The organism is Acidobacteriota bacterium (genome assembly GCA_028875725.1).
Taxonomy (GTDB): domain Bacteria; phylum Acidobacteriota; class Thermoanaerobaculia; order Multivoradales; family Multivoraceae; genus Multivorans.
The window spans coordinates 236,356-252,315 of record JAPPCR010000015.1; the positions used below are offsets into that span (position 1 = coordinate 236,356).

12 protein-coding genes and 1 pseudogene are annotated in these 15,960 nt (G+C 68.4%); 4 read left to right on the top strand and 9 right to left on the bottom strand.

Features of this window, described 5'->3' with window-relative positions; translation table 11 throughout:
• The first annotated feature begins 216 nt into the window (after positions 1-216).
• Entirely contained in the window at positions 217-1,104 is an 888-nt protein-coding gene (locus tag OXI49_12565) for a sugar phosphate isomerase/epimerase (GenBank protein MDE2691341.1), read from the top strand.
• 28 nt (positions 1,105-1,132) lie between these two features.
• Here OXI49_12565 and OXI49_12570 read toward each other — a convergent pair whose 3' ends face one another.
• Positions 1,133-1,528, bottom strand: a complete 396-nt coding sequence (locus tag OXI49_12570; protein MDE2691342.1) for a type II toxin-antitoxin system VapC family toxin — start codon at positions 1,526-1,528, stop codon at positions 1,133-1,135.
• Positions 1,525-1,788 carry an AbrB/MazE/SpoVT family DNA-binding domain-containing protein gene (locus OXI49_12575; GenBank protein ID MDE2691343.1) on the bottom strand — a complete coding sequence of 88 codons (264 nt, stop codon included), beginning with the start codon at positions 1,786-1,788 and terminating at the stop codon, positions 1,525-1,527. Before OXI49_12575 ends, OXI49_12570 begins: the two co-directional genes overlap by 4 nt.
• Before the next feature lie 109 nt (positions 1,789-1,897).
• On the opposite strand from OXI49_12575, the gene OXI49_12580 reads away from it, so the two are divergent.
• Positions 1,898-2,392: a VOC family protein gene (locus OXI49_12580; GenBank protein MDE2691344.1), complete on the top strand. Its 495-nt coding sequence runs from the start codon at positions 1,898-1,900 to the stop codon at positions 2,390-2,392.
• A gap of 39 nt (positions 2,393-2,431) precedes the next feature.
• Here the strand turns inward: OXI49_12580 and OXI49_12585 are convergent, their stop codons facing one another.
• From OXI49_12585 to OXI49_12605, 5 genes and pseudogenes are all read right to left on the bottom strand, one after another.
• The gene (locus tag OXI49_12585; GenBank protein MDE2691345.1) at positions 2,432-5,206 is read right to left on the bottom strand and encodes a TonB-dependent receptor; all 2,775 of its coding nucleotides are present in this window, start codon (positions 5,204-5,206) and stop codon (positions 2,432-2,434) included.
• A 51-nt stretch (positions 5,207-5,257) separates the two neighbouring features.
• Positions 5,258-7,606, bottom strand: a pseudogene (locus OXI49_12590) (SLC13 family permease).
• Between the two features lie 24 nt (positions 7,607-7,630).
• On the bottom strand, positions 7,631-8,407 hold the full coding sequence (locus tag OXI49_12595) for a glucose 1-dehydrogenase (GenBank protein MDE2691346.1): 777 nt from the start codon (positions 8,405-8,407) through the stop codon (positions 7,631-7,633).
• A gap of 41 nt (positions 8,408-8,448) precedes the next feature.
• Positions 8,449-9,228, bottom strand: a complete 780-nt coding sequence (locus OXI49_12600; protein ID MDE2691347.1) for an SDR family NAD(P)-dependent oxidoreductase — start codon at positions 9,226-9,228, stop codon at positions 8,449-8,451.
• A gap of 10 nt (positions 9,229-9,238) precedes the next feature.
• A complete protein-coding gene (locus OXI49_12605) occupies positions 9,239-10,306 on the bottom strand; it encodes a P1 family peptidase (GenBank protein ID MDE2691348.1) in 1,068 nt (355 codons plus the stop codon).
• 112 nt (positions 10,307-10,418) lie between these two features.
• Between OXI49_12605 and OXI49_12610 the strand changes: the two genes are divergently transcribed.
• Together OXI49_12610 and OXI49_12615 are read left to right on the top strand one after the other, a co-directional pair.
• Entirely contained in the window at positions 10,419-11,735 is a 1,317-nt protein-coding gene (locus OXI49_12610; protein ID MDE2691349.1) for an acetylornithine deacetylase/succinyl-diaminopimelate desuccinylase family protein, read from the top strand.
• An 89-nt stretch (positions 11,736-11,824) separates the two neighbouring features.
• Positions 11,825-13,207, top strand: a complete 1,383-nt coding sequence (locus OXI49_12615) for an aspartate aminotransferase family protein (protein MDE2691350.1) — start codon at positions 11,825-11,827, stop codon at positions 13,205-13,207.
• Positions 13,208-13,318: 111 nt separating this feature from the next.
• On the opposite strand, the gene OXI49_12620 is transcribed toward OXI49_12615, so the two are convergent.
• Both OXI49_12620 and OXI49_12625 read right to left on the bottom strand, forming a co-directional pair.
• On the bottom strand, positions 13,319-14,494 hold the full coding sequence (locus tag OXI49_12620; protein ID MDE2691351.1) for an acetyl-CoA acetyltransferase: 1,176 nt from the start codon (positions 14,492-14,494) through the stop codon (positions 13,319-13,321).
• 51 nt (positions 14,495-14,545) lie between these two features.
• Positions 14,546-15,943, bottom strand: coding sequence for an OB-fold domain-containing protein (locus OXI49_12625; protein MDE2691352.1), 1,398 nt, complete (start codon positions 15,941-15,943; stop codon positions 14,546-14,548).
• Positions 15,944-15,960: the final 17 nt, after the last annotated feature.

The following is a 15,960-nucleotide window of genomic DNA, read 5'->3' on the forward strand; positions in this document are numbered from 1 at the left end:
GCGACGGCCGACACCTTCCCCGAAACCGACGCCAAACCGGAGCGAGTGAAGCGGAGCGAGCGCAACCCCTCCCATCTCCTCTCAGCGGGAGCGTCACCTGGGAGCCGAACCCTCCGGCCCCGACTGGGCGGGTGCGTCCGACATCGCTCCGCTCCGCAGCGCCCCGCTCCGACTCGACCCTGTTATCTTCCCGCGGCAACCCGGAGGTCGATGACGATGCACCTGTCGATGCACAACTGGATGCGCGCCGAGCCGCTGGAGAAGACGCTCGTGCGCCTCAAGGAGTACGGCTACGAGTCGCTCGAGATCAGTGGCGAGCCGGAGCTCTACGACACGGCGGAGGTGCGCGGACTGCTCCGTCAATATGGCATCCGCTGCTGGGGCTCCGTCACCCTGATGATGGAGGGCCGCAGCCTGATCGCGAAGGACGAAGCGGAGCGCGCCAGCTCCGTCCAGTACGTCAAGGACTGCATCACGATGGTCAAGGAACTCGACGGCCACGAGATCTCCATCGTGCCGGGCACCGTCGGCAAGGTCGATCCCGATTCGACGCCCGAGAACGAGTGGAACTGGGCCGTCGAGAGCATGCAGGAGATCTACGAGCACGGCCAGGCCGCGGGCGTTCTGCTGGCCATCGAGCCGATCAACCGCTTCGAGACCTACTTCATCAACCGCGGCGCCCAGGCGCTGGCCCTCGCAGAAGCGACGGGCCCCGACTGCGGCGTCTGCCTCGACGCCTTCCACATGAACATGGAGGACCGCGACCTGCTCGGCTCGATCCGCCAGGCCGGCAGCCGCCTCGTCGACTTCCACGTCGCCGACAGCAACCGGATGGCTGCCGGTATGGGCGCCCTCGACTGGGCCGCGATCGTCCGGACGCTACGCGAGGTCGGCTACGACGGCGCCCTGACTGTCGAGTTCGTGGCCTCGATCGACCGCACTCCCGCCAACCGGCACCCGAACGCGGTGGAGACCGAGCCGACCGACATCACGCCGGAGCAGAAGAAGTTCATCGAGGACCACGGCAGCAACCTGCTGAGCGACGAGTTCTACACGATGCTCACAAGACGCTCCGCGGAGGAGCTGCTGCCGCTCATCCGCTAACGAGCGGTCGGCAACGGCTGGCAGCCCGTCAGCGGATCACTTCGACGTCCACGTCAAGACTCAACCGCTGCCAGACCCGGTCGGCCGTCAATACAGGTTCACTCCTCACGAGTGCCAGGGCGAGACAGGCACGATCGCCAAGCGAGAGACCGAACTCCCTCGTCGAGCGGCGGAGCTCACCCGCCAGGTCGGCCTGCTCCGCCGAAAACTCCTCGAAGCGGAGGCCAAGGGCGTAGAGCTCAAAGCGCAGAGCCGAAGGGCCTCCGCCGCCGCCATTCGTCGCGTTACCTCGAACCCGTGCGACCACTTCCGCCCAGTTGACCGTGGACATGACCGCATCGCCGAGAGCATCGGCCACAGGCTCGGCTCCGGGCTCAGAGTGCACCAACGCCAGGACTGCAGAGGAGTCCAGTACAACGCTCAGGACGCCTCGTCCTCCAAACGAGCTTCCCGACGGCGATCCGCGATGAGCTGATCGACCACGTTCCTGCCTGGCAGGCCGAACCGTTCCTGTATGCGCCGAACCACCGACTCCCTGCTCTCCACCACGAGCCGGCCGCCCTGCACGCGGACGACCAGTGGGTCGCCAGGCTTGAAGCCCAGGGCCTCGCGTAGCGGCGAAGGTACGACGAGTCGGCCCTGTGCACCGAAGCGGACGCTGACAGGTGTGGCCACGTCGGACATGATGTGCGAAGTATGCCACAGTCGCCTCTCACTGGCACGCTCTGGTTGGTCGCGCCATCTCCAGATCGGTGTTTCGTCAGCCCGGTCGGCTTCGATAGCCTCGGCCAAAATGGCCAAGGTGCTCCAGATCCAGCACGCGACGGTCGTCGTCGACGACTTGGAGAAGGCCTGCGCCTTCTACGAGAACGAACTCGGGCTAGAACCGCTGCCGACGTTCAACCTCGACTTCCCTGCCCAGTTCTTCAAGATCAACGAGGAGCAGCAGCTTCACGTCACGGAGTGGGAGGACCAGGCCTCCTTCCGAGGCCACCTCTGCCTGCAGGTGGACGACTTCGACTCGATCTTCTTCCGCATGCGCGAGCTCGGCGCGATCGACACCTCACCCTGGGGCAAGGTGCGACGGCTGCCCGACGGCGCGATGCAGATGTTCATTCGCGACCCGGCGGGCAACCTGATCGAGATCTCCTGCCCGAGCGAGGTCGCCGTCGACGAAGCGATCTTCAGGGACGATCTGGTCGACGCGGAGGGCCGGCTCTACGAGTCGAAGCGGGACGACCCGCGCGGGCTGCACACCGAGGACGCGACGCTCTACCACGGGCGCTAGCGCCCCGATTCCAGCCCCAGCCTCGGCGGTTGTGAACTCCTAGAACTCGAGCCCGAAGCGGATCATGACGCGCCTCGGGAAGAGGTAGCCGCTGGGTACGTACACCTCGTCCGTTGGTACCTGGAGCGTCTCCCATCCGTCGTAGGTGTCCTCGTTGAATACGTTGAGCACCTGAAGGTCCAGCTTGAGCTGGACCTGGCCGACATCGAATCGGCGCCCGAAGGAGAGATCCAGATTGTTCTGATCCGGCAAGCGCGTGTCGTCGCTGGCCGGAATCGCGATCACGTCTACGCCACCTTGGGCGAGCGGCGAAGGCGACCTGGCCAAGCCGACCCTCAGTTGGCGGTTGTAGGGTCTCCCCGTCATGAAGCTGTAGGTCGCCGTGCCCAGGAGCTTCCACGGCAGCTCGAAGCTCCCCTGGAACTGGAGCATGTGCTCGCGGTCGTTCTGCAGCGCCTGTTCGGCGTTGATCCAGTTGTTCGGGTCGCGACCGTCGCTCGCGGTGTAGAACGGACTTCCTTGGGACTGCTCGAGGGGCCGCGGAATGAACCCGGTCGAATCGGACCAGGTGTATGACGAGTGCAGGCTCCAACCGTCGCTGTATCGCTTGTTCAGGGTGAGCACGACACCCTCGTACTGCTGGTTGTACTCCACCCCCGGCGGAGCCTTGGAGCCGGGGCCCGGTCGGTTGCCCTTCCGGGTGGTCGGCTGCTCGATGATGCTGAATAGCTGCTCCGTTTCGCCGGTGAACGGATTCGTCCACGGCACCTCCTCATAGGCGCCGTCGTTCAGGATCTCCCAGCCGATCAGGTTCTTCCCTTCCTTGTAGACCCCCTGGATGCCGAAGCTGAAGTTCTCACCCAGGCGGCGTTCCCAACCCAGAGTGAACTGGTCGGTTTCCGGTGCCCTCAGATCGGGATTGTGGAGGTTGTCCCGGTACTGGAACGTCGAAGACAAGGTCCACGGGCCCTCCAGCGTGGGACCGGATTCCGTGATGTAGAGGGTCGGATCCGGCGGCGGTGCGTACCAGTTGCCGGTCACGTCCGCGTCGTAGAACCTGCCGTAGAAAGCTCGCAGGACCTGCCGGTCACCGATCTGGTACGCCATGCCGATGCGCGGCGAGATCAGCGCCCAGTCCACAACGTCCTTGATCCCAGGAATGATGTCCGATGTGTCGCTCCAGTCGTCACTCAGCGTAGGGAAGTCGGGAATCTCGCCGTTGTGCTTGTCGTACCGGACGCCGATGTTCAGCGTCAGGTTCGAGTTGACCTGCCAAGAATCGTCGACGAACGCCGAAATCGCCCTGGTGTCGGCGCCGTAGTGGTATGGCCGCGCCGAGTACCGGTAGTAGTAGGGATAGCCCGGGTAGTACTCGTAGCGGTAGAACTGGTAGCCGTTCGGGCCAAGACCGTACCGCGTATCGCCTGTGCCGGTACCGTAGGAGATGCCGAACTTGAAGTCGTGGTCGCCGCCCAGGAGGTCGTCGGCGTGGTGCGAGAGCTTGACGTCCAACTGGTCACGGCCAAGCACCCAGCGATACTGGTAGGTCGGGCTGCCGCTGTATTGCGGAGGACCGCCATCAGGCGGCGAGTAGTCGACGTAGGGCGGCGCCGTACTGCCGGTGGCGGACAGCTGGTTGTCGTCGCTGCTGTAGCCGGCATACAGCACTTCGAGGTAGTCGTTCGGGGTCAGCACGGACTGGAACTGGAGCCCCCAGGCCGGATTGTTGCCAAACGCGGTCGTAATCGCGTCCGGCGTCGCGTTCGCGAACGCGTAGACGAAGTCGTAGTCCTCGAAGTGGTACTTCGCCTCCATCAGGTTGCTGTCGTTGAACGCCGCGTTGATCTTGATGTCGTAGCGCTCGGTCGGATACGCGGTCGGGAAGATCGGATCGACCCCCGGATCGCTGTACGCATCCTCCGTGGTCTGAATGGAGGCGAAGAACCACGCCTTGTCGCGCACCAACGGACCGCCGAGTGTCCCGGTCAGATCGTCGAACTCCTCGCGATGGAACGGAAGACCATCGATCTCGGCGTTCTCTTCCGTCAGGCCGTCGTTCATGTGGTACCAGTCGATCGTGCCGGCGAAGTCGTTCGTGCCGGACTTGGTCACAACATTGAACGCCGCTCCCGACATGCTTCCGTACTCAGCCGGCGCGCCGAGGCCCAGCACCTGTACCTCCTCGATAGTCGCCGGGTTCAGCCACCAGAACGCGTGACCCGTGTCCGAGGAGGTCGTGTCGAGACCGTCGATCCGCCAGGAGTTGGAGGCGGTACTCGAACCAAACGCCGTCAACGAAGTGCTGCCCTCTGAAGACTGACTGATCCCGGGCGACACCGCCATCAGGTCCCAGAAGTTCCGGTCGGTCGGCAGGTCATCGATGAAGTCCGCCGTGTAGCTGGTCCCGACGCTGGAACTCGTCACGTCGAGGATGGGCGACGCCGTGACTGTGACCTCCTCCTCTACAGCCATCAAGCCGAGCTCGATCTCCAGGTTGACCGTGGCGGCGATGTTGACCCGCACACCCTCCACCCGGTGGTCCCGGAAGCCGTCGAGCGACGCGGTCACGACGTAATCGTCGACCTGGAGCGACGAGATGACGAAGTTGCCGCCGACGCCGGCGATCGTAGTCCGCGAGACGCCGCGGTCCTCGATCGTCGCCGTCACCATGACGCCCGGCAGGCCGTCGCCGTTGGCGTCGCGGACCTGACCGCGGATGTCACCCGTGGTCTGGGCCGCGGCGGAGGCCGCGACCACCAGCGCGAAGGCTGAGGTGGTCAGGATGCGGAGGGTTCGTTCGTTCGAAGACGCCATGGGATCTCCCGAGGGTTCCGTCACGTTAGGGGCGCGAGAAGGCGATACTACCTAGAACGGAAAGATGAGCGGCACCATCCACACGATCACGGCCAGCAGCACGACAGTCAACAGCGTGCCGGCCCGCAGATAGTCCATGCTGCGGTAGCCGCCGGCCCCCATGACGAGCAGGTTCGCCTTGTGGCTGAACGGCGTCATGAATGCCGCCGACGCCGCCAGGGCCACGCCCATCATCAGCGGGTAGGGCGAGAGGCCGAGGCCCGAAGCCGCCTCCAGCACGACCGGCGTCAGCAGCACCACGGCCGGCGCGCCGTCCAGACACTGACTGAGCAGGCTCGAGAGCAGGACCAGCGCCGCCAGCACCGCGTACGGACCGACCGGCCCGGCCAGGTCCATCACGCTGCTCGCAAGAAGCGCCGCCGTGCCGCTGCTTTCCATCGCCGACCCCACGGGCAGGATCGCCGCGACCAGGAAGATCGCCCGCCACTCGACCGCCCGGTAGGCCTCCTCCATGGTCAGCGCGCCGCACAGCACGATCAGGCTCGCCGAGGCGAACGCGGCCACCTGAATCGGTGCGACTCCCGTCACCACGAGGACCACCATCAGGGCGAGGCATCCGACCGCATACGGCGCCTTCTTCAGACGGCGCGGCTCATCGGCGACATCCGAGAGGACGAGCAGGTCGGGTTCACGGGCAAGCAGACCCAGCCGGCCACGACGCCCCTGGAGCAACAGCGCGTCTCCGACCCGCAACGCGAGCTGGGTCAGTCCGCTGCGAATCGGGTGTCCTTCGCGCCAGATGGCGAGGACCTGCACGCCATAGCGGTCGCGGAACTCGATGTCCGCGAGGGTCCGCCCGGCGAGGCCGGATCGCGGCGCCAGCGTCGCCTCCGCCATGCCGACCTCCTCCGACTCGAACGCCGGAGCGGCCACCCCCGAAGTCAGCTCGACGCCGCCCATCCTCAACAGGGCCCGCAGTCGCCGCTCCCTGCCCTTGACGAAGAGCCTGTCCCCGGCCTCGAACCGGATCTGCGGCCCGGGCCCCCAGATCACTTCGCCCTCCCGCTCGACCGCGACGACTGTCAGTCCCATCAACCGGCCCATCCACTCGACGCCGGCGCCGCTGGCGAGAAGCGTCGAGTTCTCCGGCACGCGGATGACCAGCAGCGGCTGATCCTCGAGGCGGTCCAGCGCGGCGGGACCACTCTCTTCGATCGTGAGCACGTCCGGGCCGATCTCCGGCGCGTCGTCGCCGAACAGTCCGTAGAGCATGTCGCCCTGTTCGATCCGCAGACTGCCCAGCCGGTCGACGTGCACATCGCCGTCGCGTTCCACGGCGATCACGAACACACGCCACTCTTCACGGAAGCGCGTCTCCGCCAGGGTGCTTCCCACCAGGGGCGACGCGGCGGACACGCGCGCCCTGAGGGCGGTCACCCCCGCCTCCGGCGCGCCGATCTCGCCGGTCGTGGCCGTGCCGAGCGTCGTCGCCGTGCCCAGATCGACGCCCTGGAGGCGCAGCGTCTGCTCCACCTCCTCGGCGTCGCCCTGCACGACCAGTTCGTCTCCGGCCAGCAACCGGGTGTCGTCACCGGGCGCCAACTGCCAGTCCTCGCCGCGCGCGACGCCAAGGAGCTGCACCCCCAGCGTGGTGCCGAGCCGCGTCTCGCGCAGCGTCGCGCCGTCGAGTTCGGACCCGGAAGGAATGCGGATCGAGAACAACCCCTCGTGCAGGCCGTAGAGGTCGGCGAGCTCCGACTCACCACGGCCGGGAGGAGCCGCCCGGCGACCCGGCAGCAGACGCCGCCCCAGGGTGAGCATGAAGACGACGCCGCCCAGGAGCAGCACCACACCGAAGGGCGTGAAGTCGAACAGTCCGAACGGCTCGAGTCCGCGGTCCCGCAGCATCGCCGCCGCCAGAATGTTGGGAGGCGTCCCGACCAGAGTCGAGGTGCCCCCCAGGATCGCGCCGAATGCGAGCGGCATGAACAGCCGCGAAGGGGCAAGGTGCGCGCGGCGCGCCAGACTCGCCACCGCCGGCATGAGCACGGCGGTCGCCGCGATGTTGTTCATGAACATCGAGAGAACGCCCGCCACCAGCATGACCGCGCCGATCAGCGGCGCCTCGCGGCTGCCCACGAAGCGATGGATGGCGCCGCCCACCAGATCCGCGACGCCCGTCTGCATCAGCCCGGCGCTGACGATGAAGATCGACAGCATCGTGATCACGGCCGACGAGGCGAAGCCCGTGAACGCCTGGTCGACGGCCACGTAGCCGGTGAAGACCAGCAGCGTCAGTCCGAGGAAGGCCGTCAGGTCGATCGGCAGTTTCTCGGTCAGAAACAGGACGACCATGGCCGCCAGGACGACCAGCAGGAAGGCGATCTCGAGAGTCATCGCTGCCGCTAACGGCCGTGCCGCCGGCTACACGACCGTCCAGCCGCCGTCGACGAGCAGCGTCTGTCCGGTGATGTAGCTCGACGCATCCGAGGCAAGGAACACGACCGGACCGGCCAGTTCCCCGCCGCGGCCCGGCCGACCCATCGGCGTCTTGCGGCGGATCCAGCGCAGGGCCTGATCCGACGCGAACATCTCCTCGGTCATCTCGGACTCGAACCAGGCCGGGCCGATCGCGTTCACCCGCACGCCTCGCCTCGCCCACTGTGCGGCGAGTTCCCGGGTCATGTTGACAACGCCGCCCTTGGAGGCCGTGTAGGAGGCCTGCGGGATCTGGCCGGCGCCGACGACGCCCAGCACCGATGCGATGTTGACGATCGAGCCCGATCCCTGATCCAGCATCATGGCGCCGAAGCGACGGTTGCAGAGGAAGACGCCGGTTAGGTTCACCGCCACGATCCGCTGCCATACGTCGAGCGGTTCCTGCTCGGCCGGCCTCGGATCGGACACGCCGGCGTTCGCCACCAGCGCGTCCACCTTGCCGAAACGGTCGACCGCCTTCGTCGCCAACGTGTCGACGTCCTCCTCGCTGGCGACATCGCAGGCAACGGCGAGAGCCTGTCCGCCTTCACGCTCGATCTCCGCGGCGAGCTGCTCGAGGCGGTCGAGGCGCCGCGCCGAAACGACGACGGAGGCGCCGGCCGCGGCCAGGGCGTGCGCGAAGACGATGCCGAGGCCGGACGAGGCGCCGGTGACGACGGCCGTCCTGCCGTCGAGTCGAAACAGGTCTTCGTGGGCGGGCACGACGGCGCCGAGTCTACTCGCGGCCGTGCCGGCGATGCGGCTCAGGCGGGGGGATCGAAGCGGCCGTCGATCGCGGTCCAGCCGCCGTCGACGAAGAGCACGGCGCCGGTCATGTAACTCGACGCGTCGGAGACCAGGAACGCGGCCGCGTTGCCGATCTCGTCCGACCTTCCCCACCGGCCCAACGCCGTCTTTCCGGCGTAGGCGCTGTTCCAGGCCTCGTTCTGCTGGATCGGTTTGGTGAGCGGCGTGTCGACCACGCCCGGCGCCAGGGCGTTGACGCGGACGCCTTTGCGGCCGAACTCGGCGGCGGCGGTGCGCGCGAGCTGGACGATGCCGGCCTTGGTCGCCGCGTAGACGCCCTGCCCGGGTTCCGTCACCTGGGACCGGATCGAAGACAGCAGCACGATGCTGCCGCCGCCGGCGTCCGTGAACAGGCGTCCCGCGACCTGGAGCACGCACATCGCGCCCCGAAGGTTCAGCGTCACGACCCGGTCGAACTCGTCCGGCTGGTAGTCGAGCAAGCGTTTGCGCACGTTGACGCCGGGTGTCGCCACCACACCACGCAGATCGTCCAGCGAGGCGAGCGCCGATCCCATCGCCTCCGGATCGAGAATGTCGAGTTCGGCCGCATCGGCCCGACCGCCGGCGGCAGCGATCCGGTCGGCGGTCGCCCGGGCGGCGATCAGGTTCACGTCGAAGCAGGCGACCCGCGCTCCCTGGCGGGCGCAGGCCTCGGCCGCGGCCTCGCCGATGCCGGATCCGGCGCCGATCACGGCGACCGCGCGGCCGTCGAGACGGAACGGGTTCGGTGAAGCCATCACGACCAGTTCAGGGCAGGTCGCGGACGGCGAGGATGCCGGGGAGCGACTCCGCGTGCCGCACGCTGTTGAGCACCGCGTCGGCAAGGGCTTCGGCGGCGAGCGCGCCGATGCGACTGACGTCCGCCGGCCCTTCGAGAACGCCGGTGGCGACCGCGAACACCGTATCGCCGTCGCCCGGCGTGTGCGAAGGGACGATGGAGCGGGCGAGACCATCGTGGGCCATCTGCGCCACGCGGGTGGCCTCGGCCTGGTTCAGGGTCGCGTTCGTCGCGACGACGGCGATCGTCGTATTCTCCCGGTTCTCCGCTTCCCGCCGGCTGGCGCGCCGGTCGCGGCCGAGGCCGCTCCGCAGCAGCTTGCGGGCGTCGAGCAGTTCGTCGTTCGGGCCGCGCACCCCCGCCACCACCTGGCCCGTGGCCGGGTCGATCACGTCGCCGACCGCGTTGACCGCGACCAGAGCCGCGACCACCAGGCCCGCTGACGGCCCTTGTTCCATCTTGATCGACGCACTGCCGAGACCACCCTTCATCCGCGATCCGCGTCCGCCCATCTTGCCGACCGTGGCGCCTGCGCCGGCGCCCACGTTGCCCTGGGCCACGGGGCCCGTGCCGGCCGCGGCCGCGGCCCGATAGCCGCAGTCGGCGTCCGGCCGCGGCTTGCTGGCGCCGCCCATGCCGAGATCCATGAGCGACGCGGCGACCACGATCGGCACTACTCCGGCCCCGACCCGGTAGCCGACATCCTGCTCCTCGAGGTAGCGCATCACGCCCCCCGACGCGTCGAGACCGTAGGCGCTGCCACCGGTGAGGACCACGGCATGGAGCTCCTGGATCATGTTGTGGGGACTCAGGAGAGCCGTCTCGCGGGTCGCCGGCGCGCCTCCGCGAACGTCGACCGCGCCGACCGCGCCTTCCAACGCGAGCACGACGGTGCAGCCGGTGGGCCGCTCCTCGTAAGTGAACTGGCCGACCCGCAGTCCGTCGACCGCCGTCAGACCGGGGTCGCCAGCGGCCTCCTCAGCCAAGCCCGGACTCCAGCCGCCAAGAGCCAGCGCTCCGAGAGCCGCGATCCGCAATCCACCGATCCGCAATCCACACTGGCCGAACATAGTAGTCTGGCAAGAGTACTACCGACTCCTAGAACGCAGCCACCGGCGCAGAACTCATCCACCGGAAAGGCATCGTCTCATGACGTCCGTACAGAGCGGTTCCGCCCGCATGGCGTCGGGCCTCACCGATCGCGTCCTCGCCGAGGCCGCCGTCTGCGGCGAGGAAGCGGCCAGGTTCGCGGCCGAGTTGATCCGCATCCCGAGCGTCAATCCTCCTGGCGACGCCTACCGGGAATGCGCCGAGCTGCTCGGCGTCCGTCTCGAGGCCGACGGCTTCGAGACAGAGTACATCCAGGGGCCCGGAGGCGACCCCCAACGCCCGAAGATCAACGTTCTCGGCCGGCGACGCGGCCGCGAGGCGAGGCCGGCGCTGCACCTGAACGGACACTTTGACGTCGTGCCACCCGGCGAGGGCTGGACCGTCGATCCGTTCGGCGGCGAGATCCGCGACGGCTACCTGTACGGCCGCGGCTCGGCCGACATGAAGGCCGGCCTGGCCGCCGCCGTGTTCGCCGCCGAAGCGGTGCGGCGCGCCGGCATCGGGCTGCGCGGGACGGTAGAGATCAGCGGCACGGTGGACGAGGAGAGCGGCGGGCTGGCGGGCGTAGCCCATCTCGCCGCGAGCGGTCGGGTCACCAGCCGCACGACGGACTACGTGATCATCCCCGAGCCCTTCAGCCCCGGCCGGATCTGCATCGGCCATCGCGGCGTGCTCTGGTTCCGGATCACGGCCCGCGGCCACATCGCCCACGGCTCGATGCCCTTCCTCGGCGTCTCAGCCATCGAGGCGGCCGCCGAGGCGGCGCTCGGGCTCCAGGAGGCGATCGGCGACCTCGTCACCGAACTGCCCGTGGTGCCGGAAGGAGCGCGCCGGCCGACGATCAACATGAACTCGATCACCGGCGGCCAGGTCATCGAGGGCCTCGATTCCTCGGCTGCCCTGGACGGCCACGGCCAGGGCCTGCCGTCGCCCTGCGTCGCCGACACATGCGAACTCGTCGTCGACCGCCGCTACCTGCTAGAGGAGGGACCCGACACCGTGCGCGCCGAGGTTCGGGGCGTGCTGGACGCGGTCGAGGCCCGCCGGCCCGGCATACGGTTCGACGTCGAGGAGCTGCTGAGCGTTCTGCCGACCCATACGCCGAACGACTGCACCCTGGTCGAATCGCTCACCCGCGCCATCGAGACGACGACCGGAACCGCCGCCGAGCTCGTGGCGAGCCCCGGAACGTACGATCACAAGCACTTCCAGCGCATCGGCGGCATCGGCCAGTGCGTCGCCTACGGGCCGGGCGAACTGGAACAGGCCCACCAGCCCGACGAGCGCTGCCTGCTCTCGGACATCACCCGGTCGACGCAGGTGATGGCCCTCACGATCGTCGATCTCTTGAGCTAGGGTTACCGCCCACGCCGCCGCGCCCCTGCGCGGCCGCAACAGCGAACTACTTGAACGGTCCCCAAGGCGGGCCGCGAGGAACTGTAACCATGACCGTGGCACTCGACGTCGCGCCCCCTTCCCGATCCCGCACCCTGGAGCTGCCGCCGTGCAGCCACCAGCCGGAGCCCTACCTGGGACCGGGCCGCGAGAAGATCCTGGAACTCCGCCGGCAGCACGTGAACCCGGCCCTGTTCACCCTCTACAGCGAACCCGTGATGCTGGTCGAAGGTTGCGGGCAGTACGTCTGGGACGAGACCGGCCGTCGCTATCTCGATCTCTTCGCGGGCATCTGCACCGTCGCCTGCGGCCATTCCCACCCGAAGATCGTCGCCGCCGTCCAGAAGCAGATGGCGCTGCTGGCGCACGGCTCGACCGCCTTCCTCCACCCGAACATGCCGCGGTTCGCCGAGGCGCTGCTGGCCAAGCTGCCGCCGAGTCTGGACCGGATCTACTTCGTGAACAGCGGCAGCGAAGCGAACGATCTGGCCATCCAGATGGCCCGGCTCCACACCGGCAACGCGGACGTCATCGGCATCCGCAACGCCTACCACGGCGGCAGCGCGCCGACCGGGGCGCTGACCGGCATCCACACGTGGAAGTCCGGCGTGCAGCGTGGCGGGCCGGTGCACCACGCGCTCAACCCCGACCCCTACCGCAACCCGTTCTCCGGTACGCCAGAGCAGATCGCCAGCCGCTCCGCCGAGGACGTGGCCGAACTCATCCGCTACTCCACCCCGGGTCAGGTCGCCGCCTTCATCTCGGAGCCGATCCAGGGCGCCGGCGGCGTGACGATGGGCGCGCCGAACTACCTCACCGAGGTCTACGAGATCGTCCGGGCCCACGGCGGCGTCTGCATCGCCGACGAAGTACAGACCGGCTTCGGCCGGACCGGCGACAACTTCTGGGGCTTCGAGCGCTCCGGCGTCGTCCCCGAAATCGTCACGATGGCCAAGGGCATCGGCAACGGCTTGCCGCTGGCAGCCGTCGCCACCACCTCGGAGATCGCCGCCGCCCTGGCGCAGAGACTCCACATCAACACCTTCGGCGGCAATCCGCTGGTGTCGGCGGCCGGGCTGGCTGTGCTGGAGGTCATCGAGGAGGAGGGCCTGCAGCAGAACGCCCAGGTCCAGGGCAACCGGCTTCTCGACGGTCTCAGGGCCTTGGCGGAGCGTCACGAGGCCATCGGCAATGTCCGTGGCCAGGGACTCATGATCGGCGTCGAACTGGTCGCCGACAGGGAAGCCAGGACGCCGGGCACCCCCCTGGCCGGCCGGGTGCTCGACGAGCTCAAGGACCTCGGCGCCATCGTCGGCAAGGGCGGGCTGTACGGCAACGTGCTGCGGATCAAGCCGCCTCTCGTGCTGACGGACGCCGACGTCGAGTTCGCGCTGGCGGCGATGGACGAGGCGCTGACGCGGGCGGCGCGGTAGGTCGCCGCTTCGCGGCGGCAGCCTTCACGCGGGCCAGAAGGCCCGCGCCACAACAAACGACCCCGCTGGCCTGCCAGCGGGGTCGTTGCACGTCCTGTCTGTGCCGGGGCCTTACAGGCCGACGACCGAGACGAAGCTGACGCAGCGGCCAGGGGCGCCGCCGAGGTTGTGGGTCAGGCCGAGCTTGGGATCGGCGATCTGACGTTCGCCGGCCTCGCCGCGGAGCTGGAGCCACATCTCGTACATCATCCGCAGGCCGGAGGCACCGATCGGGTGGCCGAAGCTCTTCAGGCCGCCGTCGGGGTTGACCGGCTGGTCGCCGTCGAGGTCGAAGCGACCGTCCATCGTGTCCTTCCAGGCCTGACCGCGCGGCGAGAACCCGAGGTCCTCCATCAGGACCAGCTCGGTCGGCGTGAAGCAGTCGTGGACTTCGGCCATGCTGATCTGCTCGCGCGGATCCTCGATGCCCGCCTGGTCGTAGGCATCCCGGGCGCTCTCGACGACCTCGGGGAACGAGGTGAAGTCGTAGTCCTGCCTCTTCGCGCCCTCGGCCGGACCGGCCACGAACGACAGCGCCTTGATGAAGATCGGGTTGTCGTTGTACTTGTGGGCGTCCTCGGCGCGGCAGATGACCGCCGCCGCGGAGCCGTCGGAGACGCCCGAGCAGTCCATGATGCCGAGCATTCCGGCGATCTTGGGCGAGGAGTTGATCTTCTCGACCGGGACCTCGCGCTGGAACTGCGCTTTTTCGTTGCGGGCGCCGTTGTAGTGGTTCTTGTAGGCGATCTTGGTGAGAACGTCCCGCATCGTCTCCAGGTCGACGCCGTACTTCTCGGCGTAGGCGGGCGCCAGGAGCGAAAAGTTCGCCGGCGCGGTCATGCCGGACTCGGTGCCGTCGCCCGGAGGGGCGCTGCCCGTGAGGCCGGAGAACCCCGAGTCCTTCAGCTTCTCGACGCCAACCGCCATGACCAGGTCGTAGGCGCCGGACGCGACCGCGTAGGCGGCGTTGCGCATCGCCTCGCTGCCGGTGGCGCACATGTTCTCGAGGCGGGTGACCGGCTTGTACTGGATCTTGAGCGGCTCGGAGAGCGTCAGGCCCGAGATGCCGCTGCCGGTGGTGCCGAGCCAGTAGGCGTCGACGTTGTCGGGCTCGATCCCGGCGGAGCCGTAGGCCTCCTGCACGGCATCGACCAGCAGATCGCTGGCGCTGCGGTTCCAGTGTTCACCGAACTTGGTGCAGCCCATGCCGACGATGGCTACGCGATCACAGATTCCCTTGCTGGCCATTGGTGCTCCTTGGTCGTTCTTCGGACGGATCCGTGGTTCCTGTATCGATCTTCAGCGCCTCGGGCGCGCCTTCCAGAAGTAGTTGTGAACGCCTCCCGCAGTGTACAGGCGGCGGAACGTCATTTCCAACTCATCGCCGATCGCCACCTTGTCCGGGTCGACGTCGGTGAGCTGACAGAGCATCCTGCCGCCCTTGTCGAAATCGACGACCGCGCCGATCACGGGCGGCTGCAGCGAGTAGGCGAGCCGGTCCAGGGTGTAGGTGCTGATCCGGCACTCGCTGTCCGCGTAGGGCTCCATCGTGGAATCGTCGGAGGCCTGGCAGACGACGCACACGCGCTGCGGCGGCAGGTTCGTGTTGCCGCAGCGGTTACAGCGCGACCCCAGGAAGCCGAACTTCCAGCGCTCGGCGCGCTGCATCGGCGGCGCCGCGGGCCGGTCGGGATCGGGGCGTCTCGGCGGCTCGAACGGCAGCACGTCGCGCCACTTGAGGTAGGTCGTATAGGCGAGGTCGTCGCGCTTCGACTCCACCCACGAAGCCACGCTGTGCTTCGGCCGGCCATCGTCGATCGCCTCGGTGACCTCGAACACGGCCACGTCAACGCCGTCCGCCACGCACGCGACGGCAATCCGGTCGCCGGCGGACGCACCGTCGAGCGCGCTCGCCAGGGTCAGGCCGGCGTGAGCGGCCCCGGCGCGGCCCACTGAGCCCGCCATGCCGTCCGCAAGCTGCGCCGGATCGAGTCCGGCAGGCCGCATGAACCCGCGGAAGACGCGGGCGTTCGTGCCGTCCAGCACGGCCTTGGAGAGATCGGAAGCCGCCACTCCGGCGTCCGCCAGGGCGCGGGCGAACGTGTCGACGAGCAGCGGCGTGAAGATGCTGGCGCCGAATCGCTCCTCCCACTGCTTGGCGAAGGGCATGCCGGGGCTCTGCCAGACGTCGAGCACCTCCTCCGTACAGGAAGCGCGGCCGATCAGCCGGGCGATCGGCTCCGTGCCGTTGCCCGCGAGGACGAAGGCCGCCGCGGCGTCGCCGCCGCCCGACTCGCGCGGACCGCTCGGCGCGCCGACGACCACGTCGCTGGCGGCGACCAGGACCGTCCGCCCCGCCGACGCCATGTCGATGCCGGCCAGAAGGGCCGAGAGACCGGAGCGGGTCGAGCCGCCCAGGTCGAGGGCGGTGACCGACTTCGGCAGGTTCGTTGCCGCCTGAAGGGTGGCGGCGTTCAGCTTCTCCGAGTAGGGGGCGCTGGTCGAGACGAACGCCACCGTGTCGACCTCGGCGCCTTCCGGCAGTTCCCGCAAGGCCTCGCGCGAGGCTTCGACCGCCATCGAGGCGGAGTCTTCGTCGTAGCTGGCGGCAGCGCGCTCGCCGCGGCCGCCGCCGATGGCGGACCGCTGGATGCGGTTGAAGGGTACGTAGCTGCCATAGCGGACGATTCCGGACATGGAAACTGTTCTCCTGG